17 protein-coding genes are annotated in these 19,915 nt (G+C 60.3%); 12 read left to right on the top strand and 5 right to left on the bottom strand.

Annotated elements, in window-relative coordinates:
• The first annotated feature begins 22 nt into the window (after positions 1–22).
• Positions 23–1,393 carry a GGDEF domain-containing protein gene (locus P5704_013940; protein WOF77166.1) on the top strand — a complete coding sequence of 457 codons (1,371 nt, stop codon included), beginning with the start codon at positions 23–25 and terminating at the stop codon, positions 1,391–1,393.
• Positions 1,394–1,466: 73 nt separating this feature from the next.
• Here the strand turns inward: P5704_013940 and ahpF are convergent, their stop codons facing one another.
• From ahpF to dnaA, 5 genes are all read right to left on the bottom strand, one after another.
• A complete protein-coding gene (gene ahpF, locus P5704_013935; GenBank protein WOF77165.1) occupies positions 1,467–3,029 on the bottom strand; it encodes an alkyl hydroperoxide reductase subunit F in 1,563 nt (520 codons plus the stop codon).
• A 198-nt stretch (positions 3,030–3,227) separates the two neighbouring features.
• Entirely contained in the window at positions 3,228–5,642 is a 2,415-nt protein-coding gene (gene gyrB, locus P5704_013930) for a DNA topoisomerase (ATP-hydrolyzing) subunit B (GenBank protein ID WOF77164.1), read from the bottom strand.
• Positions 5,639–6,751, bottom strand: coding sequence for a DNA replication/repair protein RecF (gene recF, locus P5704_013925; protein WOF77163.1), 1,113 nt, complete (start codon positions 6,749–6,751; stop codon positions 5,639–5,641). The genes gyrB and recF overlap by 4 nt, the downstream gene beginning before the upstream one ends.
• Positions 6,752–6,760: 9 nt before the next feature.
• Positions 6,761–7,864, bottom strand: a complete 1,104-nt coding sequence (gene dnaN / locus P5704_013920) for a DNA polymerase III subunit beta (GenBank protein ID WOF77162.1) — start codon at positions 7,862–7,864, stop codon at positions 6,761–6,763.
• A 33-nt stretch (positions 7,865–7,897) separates the two neighbouring features.
• Positions 7,898–9,349 (bottom strand): chromosomal replication initiator protein DnaA, encoded by a 1,452-nt coding sequence (gene dnaA, locus P5704_013915; protein ID WOF77161.1) that lies wholly within the window; start codon positions 9,347–9,349, stop codon positions 7,898–7,900.
• Positions 9,350–9,865: 516 nt separating this feature from the next.
• Here dnaA and rpmH point away from each other — a divergent pair.
• From rpmH to atpB, 11 genes are all read left to right on the top strand, one after another.
• The gene (gene rpmH, locus P5704_013910; GenBank protein ID WOF77160.1) at positions 9,866–10,000 is read left to right on the top strand and encodes a 50S ribosomal protein L34; all 135 of its coding nucleotides are present in this window, start codon (positions 9,866–9,868) and stop codon (positions 9,998–10,000) included.
• A gap of 14 nt (positions 10,001–10,014) precedes the next feature.
• Complete coding sequence (gene rnpA, locus P5704_013905) at positions 10,015–10,410, top strand: ribonuclease P protein component (protein ID WOF77159.1); 396 nt, start codon at positions 10,015–10,017, stop codon at positions 10,408–10,410.
• Complete coding sequence (gene yidD, locus P5704_013900) at positions 10,403–10,648, top strand: membrane protein insertion efficiency factor YidD (protein ID WOF77158.1); 246 nt, start codon at positions 10,403–10,405, stop codon at positions 10,646–10,648. Before rnpA ends, yidD begins: the two co-directional genes overlap by 8 nt.
• A 2-nt stretch (positions 10,649–10,650) precedes the next feature.
• Complete coding sequence (yidC, locus tag P5704_013895) at positions 10,651–12,321, top strand: membrane protein insertase YidC (protein ID WOF77157.1); 1,671 nt, start codon at positions 10,651–10,653, stop codon at positions 12,319–12,321.
• 72 nt (positions 12,322–12,393) lie between these two features.
• A complete protein-coding gene (gene mnmE, locus P5704_013890) occupies positions 12,394–13,761 on the top strand; it encodes a tRNA uridine-5-carboxymethylaminomethyl(34) synthesis GTPase MnmE (GenBank protein ID WOF77156.1) in 1,368 nt (455 codons plus the stop codon).
• A gap of 491 nt (positions 13,762–14,252) precedes the next feature.
• Entirely contained in the window at positions 14,253–16,145 is a 1,893-nt protein-coding gene (gene mnmG / locus P5704_013885) for a tRNA uridine-5-carboxymethylaminomethyl(34) synthesis enzyme MnmG (protein WOF81234.1), read from the top strand.
• Positions 16,145–16,792 carry a 16S rRNA (guanine(527)-N(7))-methyltransferase RsmG gene (gene rsmG / locus P5704_013880; GenBank protein ID WOF77155.1) on the top strand — a complete coding sequence of 216 codons (648 nt, stop codon included), beginning with the start codon at positions 16,145–16,147 and terminating at the stop codon, positions 16,790–16,792. The genes mnmG and rsmG overlap by 1 nt, the downstream gene beginning before the upstream one ends.
• Before the next feature lie 18 nt (positions 16,793–16,810).
• Positions 16,811–17,599 (top strand): ParA family protein, encoded by a 789-nt coding sequence (locus P5704_013875; GenBank protein ID WOF77154.1) that lies wholly within the window; start codon positions 16,811–16,813, stop codon positions 17,597–17,599.
• Between the two features lie 9 nt (positions 17,600–17,608).
• The gene (locus P5704_013870) at positions 17,609–18,481 is read left to right on the top strand and encodes a ParB/RepB/Spo0J family partition protein (protein WOF77153.1); all 873 of its coding nucleotides are present in this window, start codon (positions 17,609–17,611) and stop codon (positions 18,479–18,481) included.
• A 134-nt stretch (positions 18,482–18,615) separates the two neighbouring features.
• Positions 18,616–19,014, top strand: a complete 399-nt coding sequence (locus P5704_013865; protein ID WOF77152.1) for a F0F1 ATP synthase subunit I — start codon at positions 18,616–18,618, stop codon at positions 19,012–19,014.
• Between the two features lie 14 nt (positions 19,015–19,028).
• On the top strand, positions 19,029–19,883 hold the full coding sequence (atpB, locus tag P5704_013860; protein WOF77151.1) for a F0F1 ATP synthase subunit A: 855 nt from the start codon (positions 19,029–19,031) through the stop codon (positions 19,881–19,883).
• The last annotated feature ends 32 nt before the right edge of the window (positions 19,884–19,915 follow it).

Here is a 19,915-nt window from a genome sequence, read left to right as displayed (position 1 = left end):
CCGCCCATCCTAGCGAGTCCCTATGCAGCAAATACCCAACCACCAGCTGGTCGCCGAATGGCTGCGCCTGCTGAACGGCTATCCTGCGGATGCCGCCGCCGCGTTGCAGGCGGTGGCGGCCGATAAGAGCCAGGAACTGGCCGAGCACTTCTATTCGCAGATGCTTGCCGATCCCCATTCGGCCAGCTTCCTGTCTCACGATCAGGTGAGGAACCGTCTCGGCAAGTCCATGCAGAAATGGATCGTCACGGTCTGTTCGTCGACGGCCCACGGCGACCTCGACGCCGTGATCGACCTGCAGCGCAAGGTCGGTGATATCCACGCCCGTATCGAGATTCCGGTCAGCCTGGTGCTGCGCGGCTCCCGCTCGCTCAAGGGCCGCCTGCGCCAGCTGCTGGAGCAGCGTGAACTCGACGAGCCGGTCAGGCGCAAGGCCGCACGCATGGGTGCCGATCTGATCGACCTAGCGGTGGAGATCATCTGCTTCGCCTATTCCCAGTCCCACGACCGCAATTCGCGGGCGGAAGAGGCCTATCGGCTGTTCTCGGTTTCGCAGAACATCGGCGTCGAAAAGGAGCGACAGCGCGCGGCACTACTCGATTGGGAAAATCAGCTGATGTTCGACCTGGCGATCGGCAACCTGACCGGTGCACTGCCGCAGCTGGCCGGTTCCGAGTTCGGCCTGTGGTTTCGCCACAAGGCATCCCACGCGTTCCAGGGCTCGCCGGAGAGCGCGAGTATTCTCGACTACATCGCGCAGATCGATGGAGAGCTCAAGGCCATCGCCACGTTGGACGATGCCGCTGGGCGCCTGGCCAAGCTGCACCAGATCCGCGAGCAGACGCGCTCGATCAAGTTCCTGCTAGACAGCCTGTTCGAACAGGCCAACGACCTGGAAGCCGGCCGTGACGTGCTGACGCGGCTGCTCAACCGCAAGTTCCTGCCGGTGGTGATGGCCAAGGAAGTGCTCTACGCGCGCCAGTCGAACAACACCTTCGGCGTGCTGGCCATCGACGTCGATCACTTCAAGCGCATCAACGATACCCATGGCCACGACAGCGGCGATCAGATTCTGCAGCAGGTTGGCGCGTTGCTGGCGAGCAACACCCGCGGTGGCGACTATGCGTTCCGCCTGGGTGGTGAGGAGTTCCTGCTGGTACTGGTGGACATCGATGCCAACAAGGCGCTGGCGGCTGCGGAAAAGCTGCGCGAACGCATCGCCCGAGAATACTTCCGGCTATCCAGCGGCGACGTGCTGCAGGTCACGGTCAGCATCGGCATGGCGGTCCATGACGGCCATCCGGACTATGAACGGCTGCTGCAACAGGCCGATCAGGCGCTTTATCAGGCCAAGCACAGCGGGCGCAATCGCTGCGTGCTACACGCCGGCTGAAGACAGGCCCACCGTATAAAGCAAGAAGGGGAGCACCGCGAGGAGGTTGCTCCCCTTCTTTCTGCGCCTCGATTCAGGCCGGCGCGGAAGACCGGATCAGGTGATCGAAGGCACTCAGCGAGGCCTTGGCGCCTTCACCCACGGCGATCACGATCTGCTTGTACGGCACCGTGGTCACGTCGCCCGCGGCGAATACGCCGGGAATACTGGTCTGGCCCTTGGCATCGACGATGATCTCGCCGAAGCGCGACAGCTCCAGGGTGCCCTTGAGCCATTCGCTGTTGGGCAGCAGGCCGATCTGCACGAAGATGCCTTCCAGCTCGACGTTGTGCAGCTCCTCGCTGATGCGGTCCTTGTAGATCAGCCCGGTGACTTTCTGGCCGTCGCCCTTGACCTCGGTGGTCTGCGCCATTTTCAGCACGCGGACGTTGGGCAGGCTGTTGAGCTTGCGCTGCAGCACCGCGTCGGCCCGCAGTTCCTCGCCGAATTCCAGCAGGGTGACGTGGGCGACGATGCCGGCCAGGTCGATCGCCGCTTCCACGCCGGAGTTGCCGCCACCGATCACCGCCACGCGCTTGCCCTTGAATAGCGGGCCGTCGCAGTGCGGGCAGTAGGCCACGCCACGGCCACGGTACTCCTGCTCGCCGGGCACGTTCATTTCGCGCCAGCGCGCGCCGGTGGCGAGGATCAGGGTCTTGGCCTTGAGTTCGCCGCCGTTCTCGAACTGCACGCGGTGCAGGCCGTCTTCGCCCGCCGGGATCAGCTGGCTGGCGCGCTGCAGGTTCATGATGTCGACGTCGTATTCGCGCACATGTTCTTCCAGCGCGCGGGCCAGTTTCGGCCCTTCGGTTTCCTTCACCGAGATGAAGTTCTCGATGGCCATGGTGTCGAGCACCTGGCCGCCGAAGCGCTCGGCCGCCACGCCGGTGCGGATGCCCTTGCGTGCGGCGTAGATCGCCGCGGCGGCGCCGGCCGGGCCGCCACCGACCACCAGCACGTCGAAGGCGTCCTTGGCCTTGAGCTTCTCGGCATCACGGGCGCTGGAGCCGGTGTCGAGCTTGGCGAGGATCTCTTCCTCGCTCATGCGGCCCTGGGTGAACAGCTCGCCGTTGAGGTAGATGCTCGGCACCGACATGATCTGGCGGGCTTCGACTTCATCCTGGAACAGCGCGCCGTCGATGGCGACGTGCTTGATGTTCGGGTTGAGCACGGCCATCAGGTTCAGCGCCTGGACCACGTCCGGGCAGTTCTGGCAGGACAGCGAGAAGTAGGTTTCGAAGCGGTAGTCGCCCTCCAGCGCCTTGATCTGTTCGATCACCTCCGGCGCGGTCTTCGACGGATGGCCACCGACCTGCAGCAGGGCCAGCACCAGCGAGGTGAATTCGTGGCCCATGGGGATGCCGGCGAAGCGCAGGCTGATATTGCCGCCGATGCGGTTGAGGGCGAACGAGGGCTTGCGCGCATCGTCGCCGTCGGTCTTGAGGGTGATCTTGTCGCTGAGGCCGGCGATGTCCTGCAGCAGGCTCAGCAGCTCCCGGGATTTCTCGCCGTCATCGAGGGAGGCGACGATCTCGAAGGGCTGGGTGACCTTCTCCAGGTAGGCTTTCAACTGGGTCTTGAGATTGGTGTCCAACATTGGCGACTTACCCCATCAAAGTATGTTGGCCCTGAGGGCTCTAAGTGAATGACTCGAATGGACAAACTCTACCTGGCTGTAGGGTCATTACGAAATTGATTAAAACAGTCGTGACGATTCAATCTGCCTATCTGAAAAAAGGAAACCCCAGCCAGGACCGGGGTTTTCTTCGTAGCATCACGCGGGTTTACAAGCGCATCAGAAGTCCAGATTCGAGACTGCCAAGGCGTTGGATTCGATGAATTCCCGGCGCGGTTCCACCGCATCGCCCATCAGTGTATTGAAGATCTGGTCGGCGGCGATGGCATCCTCGATCGTCACCTTGAGCATACGGCGCACGTTCGGGTCCATGGTAGTTTCCCACAGCTGGTCCGGGTTCATCTCGCCCAGCCCCTTGTAGCGCTGCACGCTATGACGGCGGGTGCCTTCGGTCATCAGCCAGTCGAGCGCTTCCTTGAAGCTGGCCACGGGCTTCTTGCGTTCGCCACGCTGCACGTAGGCGCTGTCCTCGAGCAGGCTGTTGAGCTTCTCGCCCAGCGCGGTGACGGTGCGGTAGTCGTTGCTGGCGAAGAAATCACGGTTGAAGGTGATGTAGCTGGCCAGCCCGTGGGAGCTGATCTCCACCTCGGGCAGCCACAGGTGCCGCTCCTTGTCCTCACGCAGGCTGGCCTTGTAGACCAGTCCGGAACGTTCGATGCCCTTGAGCAACGCGCTGTACTGCTCCAGCCAGGCCTGCATCGCGGCCTGGTCGGCCAGTTGCTCGACGGACACCCGCGGCAGGTAGATGAAGTGCTCGGTCAGCTCCTGCGGATACAGGCGCGACAGACGCTGCAGGGTTTTCATCACCGTGCGGTAGTCGTTGACCAGTTTTTCCAGCGCCTCGCCGGCCAGGCCGGGGGCGTCTTCGTTGACGTGCAAGCTGGCGTCTTCCAGGGCCGACTGGGTGAGGTATTCCTCCATCGCCTCGTCGTCCTTGATGTACTGCTCCTGCTTGCCGCGCTTGACCTTGTACAGCGGCGGTTGCGCGATATACACGTAGCCTCGTTCGATCAACTCGGGCAGCTGGCGGAAGAAGAAGGTCAGCAGCAGGGTACGGATGTGCGAACCGTCGACGTCAGCATCGGTCATGATGATGATGTTGTGATAACGCAACTTGTCGATGTTGTACTCCTCGCGGCCGATACCGCAGCCCAGCGCGGTGATCAGCGTGCCGACCTCCTGGGAGGACAGCATCTTGTCGAAGCGCGCCTTCTCGACATTGAGGATCTTGCCCTTGAGCGGCAGGATCGCCTGGGTCTTGCGGTTACGGCCCTGCTTGGCCGAGCCACCCGCGGAATCACCCTCCACGATGTACAGTTCGGACAGCGCAGGATCCTTCTCCTGGCAGTCGGCGAGCTTGCCCGGCAGACCGGCGATGTCCAGCGCGCCCTTGCGACGGGTCATTTCCCGCGCCTTGCGCGCGGCCTCACGGGCGCGGGCGGCGTCGATCATCTTACCGACCACGGCCTTGGCTTCGTTGGGATGCTCGAGCAGGAAGTCGGCGAAGTACTTGCCCATCTCCTGTTCCACCGCGGTCTTCACCTCGGAAGAAACCAGCTTGTCCTTGGTCTGCGAGCTGAATTTGGGGTCCGGCACCTTGACCGAGATGATCGCGGTCAGGCCTTCGCGGGCATCGTCACCGGTGGTGGAAATCTTGTGCTTCTTCGCCAGACCTTCCTGCTCGATGTAGTTGTTCAGGTTACGCGTCAGCGCAGAGCGAAAACCGGCCAAATGGGTGCCGCCGTCACGCTGGGGGATGTTGTTGGTGAAGCAGAGGATGTTCTCGTTGAAACTGTCGTTCCACTGCAACGCGACTTCGACGCCAACGCCATCGTCACGCTGGATGTTGAAGTGGAACACCTGGTTGACCGCAGTCTTATTGGTGTTCAGGTAGGCGACGAAAGCACTCAGACCGCCTTCGTACTTGAACAGCTCTTCCTTGGCGGTACGTTCGTCACGCAGGAAAATGCCGACGCCCGAGTTGAGGAACGACAACTCACGTAGGCGCTTGGCCAGAATGTCCCAGCTGAAATGAATGTTCTGGAAGGTCTCGGCAGACGGCTTGAAATGAATCTGCGTGCCCGAAGTATCGGTTTCGCCAACTGGGGCGAGGGGTGCCTGAGGTACGCCGTGGCGATAGAGCTGTTCCCAGACCTTGCCTTCGCGGCGGATGGTCAACATCAACTCTTCGGACAATGCGTTGACCACTGAAACCCCTACGCCGTGCAAACCGCCGGAGACCTTGTAGGAATTGTCGTCGAACTTACCGCCGGCGTGCAGCACGGTCATGATGACTTCTGCAGCCGAAACACCTTCTTCATGAATATCCACCGGGATGCCACGGCCGTTGTCGCGGACACTGATGGACTCATCCGTATGAATGGTGATGGAGATTTCACTGCAGTGGCCGGCCAGCGCTTCATCGATCGAGTTATCGACGACTTCGAAGACCATGTGATGCAGGCCGGTACCGTCGTCGGTGTCGCCGATATACATGCCGGGTCGCTTGCGCACTGCATCGAGGCCTTTAAGTACCTTGATGCTTGACGAGTCGTACGTATGGTTTTCGCTCATGCCTTCACTCCCGAGGGGCCGTGGACGTGGGTGATTTGCCCATGTTCCACGTGAAACATTGAGACTGGCGTCTGTTCATGCCAGCCTTCTTGCAAAACAGTTGAATCGACACAGGTGATAAAAACCTGACAGTTAAGTTGCTCAAGCAACTTGCACAGCGCAAGCCGATGCTGCGCATCCAATTCGGACGGCAGATCGTCGACCAGATAGATGCATTGACCGCGCTTCGCTTCGCTGACCAGATGGCCCTGAGCAATGCGCAATGCACACACCACCAACTTCTGCTGGCCGCGAGAGAGCACTTCAGCCGCATTGTGGTTACCGGCCTTCAATCGCAGATCCGCTCGCTGCGGGCCGGCTTGGGTATGCCCTAACGATCTATCTCTTTCCAACGAGGACGCCAGCACATCAGCCAAGGATCGGTCCTTATCCCATCCTCGGTAGTAACTCAGCTTCAAGCCGTCCTGGTCGAGCAGGGCGGCCAGCGTCGACTCGAACACTGGCTTCAAGGCCTGAATATAGGCTCGCCGATATCCGTCAATCTCATCGCTGGCCAGCGTCAACTCTCGGCTCCAGGCGGCGTCTGAAGCGCCGTCCAGTGTACCATGCCGCAGCCACGAGTTCCGTTGTCGGAGGGCCTGCTGCATGCGCTGCCAAGCCGGCATGAAACGATGTTCCACGTGGAACACGCCCCAATCGAGAAACTGCCTGCGCAACTTGGGGGCGCCTTCGAGCAAACGAAAGCTATCGGGATTGATAAGCTGCAAAGGCAGCGTATCGGCAAGTTCCGCGGCCGACCTGACCCCTTGCCCATCGATACGAATTCTGACGTCGCCGTTACGGTCTCGTGAAACACCCAATGCACGACTGTGTTGATCCGGCAGATCGACCTGACCAAAGATAGTGCAAGCCGGCTGTTCGTAAGTGATGACCGGATTCAGCCGAATGCTGCGAAACGAACGCGCCAGACCCAACAGGTGGATGGCTTCGAGCAGGCTGGTTTTGCCGCTGCCGTTATCGCCGAAGAGGATGTTGATGCGAGGGGAGGGAGACAACGTCACCGGGTGCAGATTGCGAACCCCGGTGACGGAAAGACGGCTGAGGGACATTAAGTTGTTTTACAGACGCATCGGCATCACGACATAGGCGGAGTCGTCGTTGTCGAATTCCTGAACCAGAGCGCTGCTGTTCGCATCAGACAGAATCAGACGCACCTGCTCGGTGGTCATCACGCCAAGCACATCGAGCAGATAACTGACGTTAAAACCGATCTCCAGCGAACCACCGTTATAGTCGACCGCAACCTCTTCCTCAGCCTCTTCCTGCTCAGGGTTGTTCGCCTGAATCTTCAGCAGCCCACTTTCCAGCTGCAGACGAATGCCACGGTACTTTTCGTTAGACAGAATCGCCGTGCGGCTGAATGCTTCACGCAGTAGCTGACGATCCCCCACCACCAGCTTGTCGCCGCCACGCGGTAATACGCGCTCGTAGTCAGGGAACTTGCCGTCCACCAGCTTCGAAGTGAAGGTGAACTCGCCGGTGGTAGCGCGAATGTGATGCTGGCCCAGAACGATGCTGACCTCGGCGTCCTGATCGTTGAGCAGACGCGCCAGTTCGAGGATACCCTTGCGCGGCACAATGACCTGGTGCCGGTCGGGTTGCTCGATTCCCGCCTGCATCGAGCACATCGCCAGACGATGGCCGTCCGTTGCAACTGCGCGCAGCATGCCGCTGGAAACTTCGATGAGCATACCGTTGAGGTAATAACGCACGTCCTGCTGCGCCATGGCGAAGCTGCTGCGTTCGATCAGCTTACGCAGCTTGCCCTGTTCGACGGTGAATGAAAGCGAACCAGGGCCTTCTTCAACCGTAGGGAAGTCGTTGGCCGGAAGTGTAGAAAGCGTGAAACGGCTGCGCCCGGACTTGATGACAACCTTCTGATCATCGAGCCGGATATTGATCAGCGCGTCGCTCGGCAAGCTCTTGCAAATGTCCATGAGCTTGCGCGCTGGAACCGTGATTTCACCCGGCTCGGCTGCGTCTTCCAACGCAACGCGGCCAACCAGCTCGACTTCGAGATCGGTACCGGTCAGCGACAATTGCTGTCCTTGCACCACAAGCAATACGTTGGACAGCACCGGCAAGGTCTGACGGCGCTCTACGACGCCAGCAACCAGCTGCAGGGGTTTCAACAGGGCTTCGCGCTGAATGGAGAAATGCATGGTCTGGTCCCTTGCCTATAGATTAGGTCGCACTCAGGTTGTCAAAGTTCGCAGCAAATTCTTGTAATCTTCACGGATATCCGCGTCAGTTTCCCGTAGTTCGGCGATCTTACGGCAAGCGTGGAGAACCGTGGTGTGATCCCGCCCACCGAACGCATCGCCGATTTCCGGCAGGCTGTGGTTGGTCAGTTCCTTGGACAAGGCCATGGCCACCTGCCGCGGACGGGCGACCGATCGCGACCGCCGCTTCGACAGCAGATCGGAAATCTTGATCTTGTAATACTCAGCCACGGTGCGCTGGATATTGTCGACGCTGACCAGTTTATCCTGCAACGCCAGCAAGTCCTTCAGCGATTCACGAATCAGTTCGATGGTGATATCGCGCCCCATGAAGTGCGCATGGGCGATGACGCGCTTCAGCGCACCCTCGAGCTCACGTACGTTCGAACGAATTCGCTGGGCGATGAAGAAAGCCGCATCGTGGGGCAGGTCAACCTTCGCCTGGTCCGCCTTCTTCATCAGGATCGCTACGCGAGTCTCGAGCTCGGGCGGCTCGACGGCAACGGTGAGCCCCCAGCCAAAACGCGACTTCAGACGCTCCTCGAGGCCATCGATTTCCTTCGGATAGCGGTCACTGGTGAGGATGACCTGCTGACCACCTTCGAGCAACGCGTTGAAGGTGTGAAAGAACTCCTCCTGCGAGCGCTCCTTCTTGGCGAAGAACTGGATGTCGTCGATCAGCAGCGCGTCCACCGAGCGGTAGAAGCGCTTGAATTCATTGATGGCATTGAGCTGCAGCGCCTTGACCATATCGGCGACGAAGCGCTCGGAGTGCAGGTAGACCACCTTGGCGTTGGGGTTCTTCTTCAGCAGGTGATTGCCCACCGCATGCATCAGGTGGGTCTTGCCGAGGCCGACGCCGCCATAGAGGAACAACGGGTTGTAGCCGTGCTTGGGATTGTCGGCCACCTGCCAGGCTGCGGCTCGCGCCAACTGGTTGGATTTGCCCTCGACGAAATTCTCGAAGGTAAAGGTCCGATTGAGGTAGCTGGTGTGCTTGAGGCCACCCTCCACCTGCACGGCACGCTCGACACGCGGCTGTTCGGGTTCACTGGTGTCTGCCGACAACGGCTCGAAGCGTGGGGCCTGCGGCTGCACGAGAGGCGCAGGGGCGCTTATAGCCGGTGGCTGCGGCTGGGCCCGCGCAGCTGCAGCAGAAGGCAGTGCGGCGGATGAGGTTCGTTTACTGCCTATAAGGAGAGAAAGCGCCGGAGCTAGTCCGCTGGAGCGCTCCGACAGCAGTTCGAGCAAACGAGAGAGGTACTTTTCATTGACCCAGTCAAGCACGAAGCGGTTGGGCGCATAGACGCGCAATTCATCATCGTCGCCTTCCACCTGTAGCGGGCGAATCCATGTGTTGAATTGCTGAGCAGGCAGTTCATCGCGCAAAAGCTCAACACACTGCTGCCAAAGTTCCACCGACACGGAAGCTCCTATCGACTCAGTCGAGGTAAGACGGCGGCCATTGTAGCGACGCCACCGCTGGTTATCCACAACAAACCGGGATGGCTGGACGAACAACCACCAACGCCTGTTAACCGTCGATTCGATAGGAAAATTTTTCTGCCAAAGGCTGTTGATAAACGTCGCTGAGGGCAGTGATCAAGCCTGTTCAAAAACCGTGCTTAACAAGATCTGTGGATATCTCACTGTTTAATCCCCAGCTTGCTCAGAACCTCTGCACGGGCAGAACACGGCTTCCACACCTGGTTCAGATTCGCTGAAACACTTGTAAAACCTGGCCTGTAGCCATCTATCCACAGAAAGCACGCTGCACATATATAAGCATTACATCTTAAGAGCTTATATTTCTTTCTCTTTTATTTTTTCAGCCATACAGCGCTGGTTGGAAATTGACCTGGCCCGACAGCTTCTCTACAATCGCCGGTCTCTTAAAAGGGGGCCATTCCGGCCCGCAATGAATCACCAGGTAAACGCACCATGAAACGCACTTTCCAGCCCAGCACCATCAAGCGCGCTCGTACTCACGGCTTCCGTGCCCGTATGGCCACCAAGAACGGTCGTCAGGTTCTGTCGCGTCGTCGCGCCAAAGGCCGCAAGCGTCTGACCGTCTGATATCGGAACAGGTAGTGAGTCGGGGCTTCGGCCGGGAAAAGCGACTGCTGACTCCCCGCCAATTCAAGGCAGTCTTCGACTCCCCTTCCGGTAAGGTGCCTGGCAGGAACGTCCTGCTGCTGGCACGTGAGAACGATCTGCAACACCCCCGCCTTGGGCTAGTGATCGGCAAGAAAAGCGTCAAGCTTTCGGTCGAACGTAACCGCATCAAGCGGCAGATACGTGAGACCTTTCGCCATCACCAGTCGGATCTGGTGGGCTGGGACATCGTGATCGTCGCCCGCAAGGGATTGGCTGATCTGGACAATCCCGAACTGGCGAAGCAATTCGCCAAGCTCTGGAAGCGACTGTCACGCAGTCCATCCAAGACCGCCGTCGAACCTGGAGCCGCCAACAGCACCCATGCGTAAATTGGCCATCGCTTCGATCAGAGTCTACCAGTACGCCATCAGTCCGATGATGGCCAGTCACTGCCGTTTCTATCCAAGCTGCTCCTGCTATGCACTCGAGGCCATCGAAACTCATGGCCTGTTGCATGGTGGCTGGCTGAGCCTGCGCAGGTTAGGGCGCTGCCATCCGTGGAACCCCGGCGGCTACGATCCCGTGCCTTCCCATAACACCTCCAATTCATCTCCGATGGCCGAGTAACCATGGATATCAAACGCTCGATACTGCTCGTCGCATTAGCAGTCGTTGCCTACCTGATGGTTCTTCAATGGAATCAGGACTACGGTCAGGCAGCCCTACCGACCGAAACCGCGCAAAGCCAGCCGGGCGCACCGGCTCTTCCGGATAGCCCGGCCGCCAACAGTGAAGGCACCGCTGGCGACGTGCCCGCGGTTGCCGGCCAGCAGCAAGCCAGCGCTCTGCCGGCTAACGCGCCGAGCAGCCAGCTGATTCGTGTGCGCAGCGACGTGCTGGATGTGGCCATCGATCCGCGCGGCGGCGACATCGTCGAACTGCATCTGCCGCAGTACCCGCGTCGGCAGGATCGTCCCGATGTGCCGTTCCAGCTGTTCGAGCGCAGCGGCGAGCGTGTCTACGAGGCACAGAGCGGCCTGATCGGCGACGGCCCGGACAAGGCGAGCGGTCGTCCTCAATACAGCAGCGAGAAAAGCGAATACCAGCTGGCCGAAGGTCAGGACCAGGTGGTCGTCGATCTGAAATACAGCGCCGATGGTGTCAACTACATCAAGCGTTTCACCCTCGAGCGCGGCAACTATGCGCTCAAGGTGAACTACCTGATCGACAACCAGAGCGCTCAACCCTGGACCGGTTACCTGTTCGGCCAGCTCAAGCGCGACAACAGCGGTGACCCGTCCTCGAGCACCGCCACCGGCACCGCTACCTATCTTGGCGCTGCGCTGTGGACCAAGGACGAGCCGTATCGCAAGGTCTCCATGGGTGACATGGATGAAAGCAATCTGCGTGAAAGCGTGCAGGGTGGCTGGATCGCCTGGCTGCAGCATTATTTCGTCACCGCCTGGATTCCTCAGCCGGGCGATACCAACCAGGTACAGACGCGCAAGGACAGCCAGGGCAACTACATCATCGGCTTTACCGGCCCAGCCGTCAGCGTACCGGCCGGCGCACAGGGCGAGACCGGCGCCACGCTGTATGCCGGACCGAAGAGCCAGGACAAGCTGGAAGAACTGTCGCCCGGTCTACGCCTGACCGTCGACTATGGGATCCTCTGGTTCATCGCTCAGCCGATCTTCTGGCTGCTGGAGAACATCCATGCACTGCTGGGCAACTGGGGCTGGTCGATCATCGTTCTGACCATCATCATCAAGCTCGCTTTCTTCCCGCTCTCCGCGGCGAGCTATCGGTCGATGGCGCGAATGCGCGCAGTGTCGCCGAAGATGCAGGCGCTCAAGGAACAGCATGGCGACGACCGCCAGAAGATGTCTCAGGCGATGATGGAGCTGTACAAGAAGGAAAAGATCAATCCGCTGGGCGGCTGTCTGCCGATTCTGGTGCAGATGCCGGTGTTCCTGGCCCTGTACTGGGTGCTGCTGGAAAGCGTCGAGATGCGCCAGGCGCCGTGGATGTTCTGGATCACCGACCTGTCGATCAAGGATCCGTTCTTCATCCTGCCGATCATCATGGGCATAACCATGTTCATCCAGCAGCAGCTCAACCCGACACCGCCGGATCCGATGCAGGCGCGAGTGATGAAGCTGCTGCCGGTGATCTTCACCTTCTTCTTCCTCTGGTTCCCTGCCGGTCTGGTGCTGTACTGGGTGGTCAACAACGTCCTGTCCATCGCTCAGCAGTGGTACATTACCCGCAAGATCGAGGCCGCGGCGAAGCCCGTCTGACGCCTCAACCGCCAATGCACAACGCCCCTTGATTGGGGCGTTGTGCTATCTGCCATCCAGAAAGGAGGCCGCATGAATCCAGTTCGCGACACCATTGCCGCCGTCGCTACCGCCCCGGGACGCGGAGGAGTCGGCATCGTTCGGGTGTCAGGGCCGCGGGCCAAGGCCATCGCCATTACCCTGACCGGTCGTGAGCCGACGCCGCGGTATGCACATTACGGTGCGTTTCACGCAGACGACGGCGAGGTGATCGACGAAGGCCTGTTGCTGTTTTTTCCAGGTCCGCATTCATTCACCGGTGAAGACGTACTCGAACTTCAGGGGCATGGTGGCCCGGTCGTTCTGGATATGCTGCTGCTGCGCTGTATCGAGCTCGGCGTGCGCCTGGCTCGACCAGGAGAATTCAGCGAACGCGCATTCCTCAACGACAAACTCGATCTGGCCCAGGCCGAGGCGATCGCCGATCTTATCGAAGCCAGTTCGGCGCAGGCCGCGCGCAATGCGGTGCGTTCTCTACAGGGCGAATTCTCTCGCCGCGTGCATCAGCTGACCGAAAAGTTGATTCAGCTACGTATCTATGTCGAAGCGGCGATCGATTTTCCCGAAGAGGAAATCGACTTCCTTGCCGATGGGCATGTTCTGGCACAACTGAATGCCGTGAAGACCGAGTTATCCACAGTGCTGCGCGAAGCCGGACAGGGCGCCCTGCTGCGCGACGGAATGACCGTGGTGATCGCAGGGCGCCCCAACGCCGGCAAGTCCAGTCTGCTCAACGCACTGGCGGGCCGTGAGGCCGCCATCGTCACCGATATCGCCGGTACCACCCGGGATGTCCTGCGCGAACACATCCTGATCGACGGCATGCCGCTGCATGTGGTCGATACCGCAGGCCTGCGCGACACCGAAGACCAGGTGGAGCGCATCGGTGTGCAGCGCGCGCTCAGCGCCATCGGCGAAGCGGACAGGGTGCTATTGATGGTCGATGCCAGTGCGCCTGAGGCGCAGGACCCACTGGCCCTGTGGCCGGAGTTTCTCGAGTCCAGTCCCGCGCCGAACCGGGTGACGCTGATTCGCAACAAAGCCGACCTCAGCGGTGAGCCGATCTCGATTCGCTTTGACGAGAACGGACAAGCGACACTGAGCCTTTGTGCACGATCCGGCGAAGGTATCGAGTTGCTGCGCGAACACCTCAAGCAGTGCATGGGATACGAACAAACCTCTGAAAGCAGTTTCAGCGCCCGCCGCCGCCATCTGGACGCATTGCGTCTGGCCGATCAGTACCTGCAGCATGGCCATGCCCAGCTGACGCTGGCCGGCGCCGGCGAGTTGCTGGCCGAGGATCTGCGCCAGGCACAACAGGCGCTTGGCGAGATCACGGGTGCGTTCAGCTCGGACGACCTGCTCGGGCGAATCTTCTCGAGCTTCTGCATCGGCAAATGACATGCACAGGGCGCTAACCGCGCCCGCCCCCTCCATCACAACGCATAGCGCCACGCAGAAGAACTCGTGACGCAGGCATTCGGCTGCCCATTTCTCCTGTCATGAGTCCTGTGGAAAAAGCCGCCTGAGGGCAGTAGAAAACTCATGACAGAAGCTGGTGAAAAACCGCCCTGTGCATAAGCTTCACTTTAATCCACAGGATGCAGACGGTATCCACACCGTTAACGCCCAACCGAAGCACAGCTTTATCCTTCGCTACAGAGTAGACATGACAAGGGATACAAGCGGTTATCCACAGAAAATCGCTTCACCATTCATAAACACATAAATAAGCTTCTTATATATTTCTTCTCTATTTCTATGTTTATCCACCGACTTGTCTCCGCCCGATGGTTGGTCATTTTTTGCTCAGAGCCCTTCTTTAGCTCCGGCTAAATCCCTATACTTCGCGGCTTCCCGAATTTCCCATCTGAACAGGCACGAGGTGCATGGTGGACTTCCCTTCCCGTTTTGACGTGATCGTTATCGGTGGCGGCCATGCTGGCACCGAAGCTGCGCTGGCAGCGGCACGCATGGGCGTGAAGACCCTGCTGCTCAGCCACAATGTGGAAACCCTCGGCCAGATGAGCTGCAACCCGGCTATCGGCGGCATCGGCAAGAGTCATCTGGTCAAGGAAATCGACGCCCTGGGTGGGGCCATGGCAATGGCTACGGACAAGGGCGGCATCCAGTTCCGTGTACTCAACAGCCGCAAGGGACCAGCGGTGCGCGCCACCCGTGCGCAAGCGGATCGAGTTCTTTACAAGGCTGCAGTGCGTGAAGCGCTGGAGAATCAGTCCAACCTGTGGATATTCCAGCAGGCCGCTGACGACCTCATCGTCGAGCAGGATCAGGTTCGTGGTGTGGTTACCCAGATGGGCCTGCGGTTTCTGGCCAGCTCGGTGGTGTTGACGACAGGAACCTTCCTCGGTGGACTTATCCACATCGGCTTGCAGAATTATTCAGGTGGGCGCGCAGGCGATCCGCCTTCGATCGCCCTGGCTCAGCGCCTGCGCGAGTTGCCACTGCGCGTCGGTCGACTGAAAACCGGCACCCCGCCTCGTATCGATGGTCGTTCGGTGGATTTTTCCCTGATGACCGAGCAGCCTGGCGACACACCGCTGCCGGTGATGTCGTTCATGGGCAGTCGTGAGCAGCATCCGCGTCAGGTCAGCTGCTGGATCACTCACACCAACGCCCGCACGCACGAAATCATTGCTGCCAACCTCGATCGTTCGCCGATGTATTCCGGCGTGATCGAAGGCGTGGGGCCGCGCTACTGCCCGTCGATCGAAGACAAGATCCATCGTTTCGCCGACAAGGACAGCCATCAGGTCTTTCTCGAGCCGGAAGGCCTGACCACCCATGAGCTGTATCCCAATGGCATCTCCACCTCGTTGCCGTTCGATGTGCAGCTGCAGATCGTGCAGAGCATCCGTGGCATGGAGAACGCCCACATCGTGCGGCCGGGCTATGCCATCGAATACGACTACTTCGACCCACGCGATCTCAAGTACAGCCTGGAGACCAAGGTGATCGGCGGGTTGTTCTTCGCTGGCCAGATCAACGGCACCACCGGTTACGAAGAGGCCGGTGCCCAGGGGCTGCTCGCCGGAGCCAACGCCGCGCTACGCGCGCAGGGCAAGGACAGCTGGTGCCCACGGCGTGACGAGGCCTACCTCGGTGTGCTGGTCGATGACCTGATCACCCTTGGCACTCAGGAGCCCTATCGGATGTTCACCTCGCGTGCCGAATACCGGCTGATCCTGCGCGAGGACAACGCCGATCTTCGTCTGACCGAGAAGGGTCGCGAACTGGGGCTGGTGGACGATGCCCGTTGGGCGGCGTTCTGCGCCAAGCGCGAAGGTATCGAGCTCGAGGAGCAGCGCCTGAAGAGCTGCTGGGTCCGTCCCGGCACCCCACAGGGCGATGCGATCGTCGAGCGCTTCGGCAGCCCTCTGGCCCGCGAGTACAACCTGCTCAATCTACTGGCTCGTCCGGAGATCGATTACCAGAGCCTGATCGAACTGACCGGTGACGGTGCGCCGGATCCGCAGGTCGCCGAGCAGGTCGAGATCAAGACCAAGTACGCCGGCTACATCGAACGTCAGCAGGACGAGATCGAGCGACTGCGTGCCAGCGAGAACATCGCCCTGCCGGCTGATCTCGACTACACGACGATTCCGGGCTTGTCGAAGGAAATTCAGCAAAAGCTCGATCAGGCAAGGCCGGAGACACTCGGACAGGCATCGCGTATTCCGGGAGTCACTCCCGCTGCGGTGTCGCTGCTGATGATTCATCTGAAGAAGCGCACTGCCGGCCAGCAGCTGGAGCAGAGCGCCTGATGAGCCTGGTCAGCGAATCCCATGCCGCGGAACTCGTTCGTGGCGCCCAGGCGCTGGGCGTCGAGTTGAGTGAAGGGCAACAGCAGCAGTTGCTGGCCTACCTGGCGCTGCTGATCAAGTGGAACAAGGCCTACAATCTCACCGCCGTGCGCGATCCAGACGAAATGGTTTCGCGGCACTTGCTCGATAGCCTGAGCGTGGTGCCTTTCGTTGCCGGGGCTGGACGGACCTGGCTGGACGTCGGCAGTGGTGGTGGCATGCCTGGCGTGCCGCTGGCGATCATGTTTCCCGATCGCGGCTTCACGCTGCTGGACTCCAATGGGAAAAAAACACGCTTCCTGACGCAGGTAAAGCTGGAGCTGAAACTGGCCAACCTCGAAGTCGTGCACAGCCGAGTCGAGCAGTTCCAGCCGGCGGAAGCCTTCGAAGGCATCACCTCGCGTGCCTTCAGTTCTCTCGAGGACTTCGCCAATTGGACGCGTCATCTGGGCAATACCGAGACGCGCTGGCTGGCGATGAAGGGCGTGCAGCCGGACGACGAGCTGCAACGGCTGCCTGCGGATTTCCGCCTCGATGCCTGTCACGTACTCAAGGTTCCCGGTTGCCAAGGCCAGCGCCATCTGCTGATACTGCGCCGCACTTCATGACCCGGACAGACACTGACCATGGCTAAAGTCTTCGCCATTGCCAACCAGAAAGGCGGTGTCGCCAAGACCACCACCTGCATCAACCTCGCGGCTTCGCTGGTTGCCACCCGCCGGCGCGTGCTGCTGATCGATCTCGATCCGCAAGGCAATGCCACCACCGGCAGCGGTGTGGACAAGCTCGGCCTGGAGTACTCGATCTACGATGTGCTGATCGGCGAATGCAGCCTGGTCGATGCCATGCAGTTTTCCGAGCATGGCGGCTATCAGCTGCTGCCGGCCAACCGCGACCTGACCGCGGCGGAAGTGGCCCTGCTGAACCTGCCGGCCAAGGAAAAACGCCTGCGTGAGGCACTGGCACCGGTGCGGGAGAACTACGACTACATCCTCATCGATTGCCCGCCGTCGCTGTCGATGCTGACCATCAACGCGCTGGCTGCGTCGGACGGCGTCATCATTCCCATGCAGTGCGAGTACTACGCGCTCGAAGGGCTTACCGATCTGGTCAATTCGATCCAGCGTATCGGCCAGGCGCTCAACCCCAGCCTGAAGATCGAAGGTCTGCTGCGCACCATGTACGACCCGCGTAGCAGCCTGACCAACGATGTATCCGAACAGCTCAAGGCGCATTTCGGCGACAAACTCTACGACACCGTCATCCCACGCAACGTGCGGCTTGCCGAGGCCCCCAGCCACGGCATGCCGGCGCTGGTCTACGACAAGCAATCCAAGGGTGCTCTGGCCTATCTGGCCCTGGCCGGTGAACTGTCGCGACGCCAGCGCCAGTCGGCGCGTGGCGCCCTCGCATAAGGACTACTCATGGCGACCAAGAAAAGAGGCCTAGGCCGTGGACTCGACGCTCTGCTCGGCGGCGCCAGCGTTTCGGCAATGCAGGAAGAGGCTGCGAAGGTCGATACCCGTGAACTGCAGCACCTGCCGCTGGACCTGATCCAGCGCGGCAAGTACCAGCCGCGCCGCGACATGGATCCGCAGGCCCTGGAAGAGCTGGCGCAGTCGATCAAGAACCACGGCGTGATGCAGCCGATCGTGGTGCGTCCCGTCAGTGGTGGCCGCTTCGAGATCATCGCCGGTGAGCGCCGCTGGCGCGCCAGCCAGCAGGCCGGCTTGGAGAAGGTACCGGCGCTGGTTCGCGAAGTGCCGGACGAGGCGGCCATTGCCATGGCGCTGATCGAGAACATCCAGCGCGAAGACCTGAATCCGATCGAGGAAGCCGTCGCGCTGCAGCGCTTGCAACAGGAGTTCCAGCTGACCCAGCAGCAAGTCGCCGACGCCGTAGGCAAGTCGCGCGTCTCGATAAGCAACCTGCTGCGCCTGATCGCACTGCCGGAAGAGATCAAGACACTGCTGTCCCACGGAGACTTGGAGATGGGGCATGCGCGTGCGCTGCTTGGCCTGCCGGCCGAACAGCAGGTCGAGGGCGCGCGGCACGTTGTCGCACGTGGGCTGACCGTGCGCCAGACCGAAGCCCTGGTGCGTCAGTGGTTGAACAGCAAGGAGACACCGAAAGCCGAGGCCAAGATCGACCCGGACATCAGCCGTCTGGAGCAGCGTCTGGCCGAACGCCTGGGCTCTCCGGTGCAGATCAAGCACGGGCAGAAGGGCAAAGGGCAGCTGGTGATCCGCTACAGTTCGCTGGATGAACTGCAGGGTGTATTGGCCCACATCCGTTGATACAAATTGTTTGTAGTGCCGGTCGGAAAATACTACCGGAGAGTTGAACCCTGGCTGGCCTGCTCCTATACTCGCCGCGCTTTTTTTGACTGCGGACAATTATTTACGCGGCCTGCTGCAGCGATGGAATTCAGGTGAACATACGCAACAGAACACCCTTCCATCGCCTTCCGGCGTTTCGCGTATTGCAGATGCAGGCGATGGTCGTAGTAGCGACCGCTGTCTCATGTGGCCTGGTTTTTGGTATGGTCGCCGGCTACTCCGCGCTGTGCGGCGGTTTGATTGCGCTGTCGGCGAACGTGTATTTCGCGTACAAGGCCTTTCGTTACTTTGGCGCACGTTCGACTCGGGCGATCATCCAGTCGTTCTGGTCCGGCGAGATGGGTAAACAGATTCTGGCAGCAGCGCTTTTTGCGTTGGTGTTCGTGGGAGTGAAACCGCTGGAACCGATCGCCTTGTTTGCCGGCTATCTGCTGGTTCTGGGCGTCGGAGCAAGCGCGCTCCTGCTGATGAAAAACAATCCGAAGCATTGAGCATTGAGGCGTTTATGGCGAGTACCCCCGCTGAATATATCCAGCACCACCTGCAAAACCTCACCTACGGCAAGCTGCCGGCAGGTTACGAGCGTGCTGATGGCTCCGTTCTCGATCAGGCCACCTGGACCATCGCTCAGACAGGTCTGGAAGCTCGCGACATGGGCTTCATGGCATTCCACCTGGATACCCTCGGCTGGTCGCTGCTGATGGGCGCCATCTTCATCCTGCTGTTCCGCAGCGCCGCCAAGTCGGCCACCGCCGGTGTACCGGGCAAGCTGCAGAACTTCGTCGAGATGTGCGTCGAGTTCGTCGAAGGCGTGGTGAAGGACACCTTCCACGGCCGCAATGCTCTGATCGCTCCGCTGGCGCTGACCATCTTCGTCTGGGTGTTCCTGATGAACAGCCTGAAGTGGATTCCGGTCGACTACATCCCGGGTCTGGCCAGCCTGCTGGGCCTGCCGGCATTCAAGATCGTGCCGACCGCCGACCCGAACGGCACCTTCGGCCTGTCGCTCGGCGTGTTCATCCTGATTCTCTTCTACAGCGTCAAGGTCAAGGGTTTCGGTGGCTTCAGCAAGGAGCTGGCGTTCACTCCGTTCAACCACTGGTCGCTGGTGCCGTTCAACCTGTTCCTCGAGATTCTCGGCCTGCTGACCAAGCCGCTCAGCCTCGCGCTGCGTCTGTTCGGCAACATGTATGCCGGTGAGGTGGTGTTCATCCTCATCGCTCTGCTGCCGTTCTACGTGCAGTGGACCCTGAATGTGCCTTGGGCGATCTTCCATATTCTGGTGATCCCGCTTCAGGCCTTCATCTTCATGGTACTGACGGTGGTGTACCTGAGCTCTGCCCATGAAGAACATCACTGAAAACCGCTAACGCTTTAACCGAAAAACCTTAA

Source organism: Pseudomonas sp. FeN3W, from assembly GCA_030263805.2.
Taxonomy (GTDB): Bacteria; Pseudomonadota; Gammaproteobacteria; order Pseudomonadales; family Pseudomonadaceae; genus Stutzerimonas; species Stutzerimonas stutzeri_G.
Note: the sequence above shows the minus strand (reverse complement) of the source record. Positions and strands in the feature narration are given on the sequence as shown.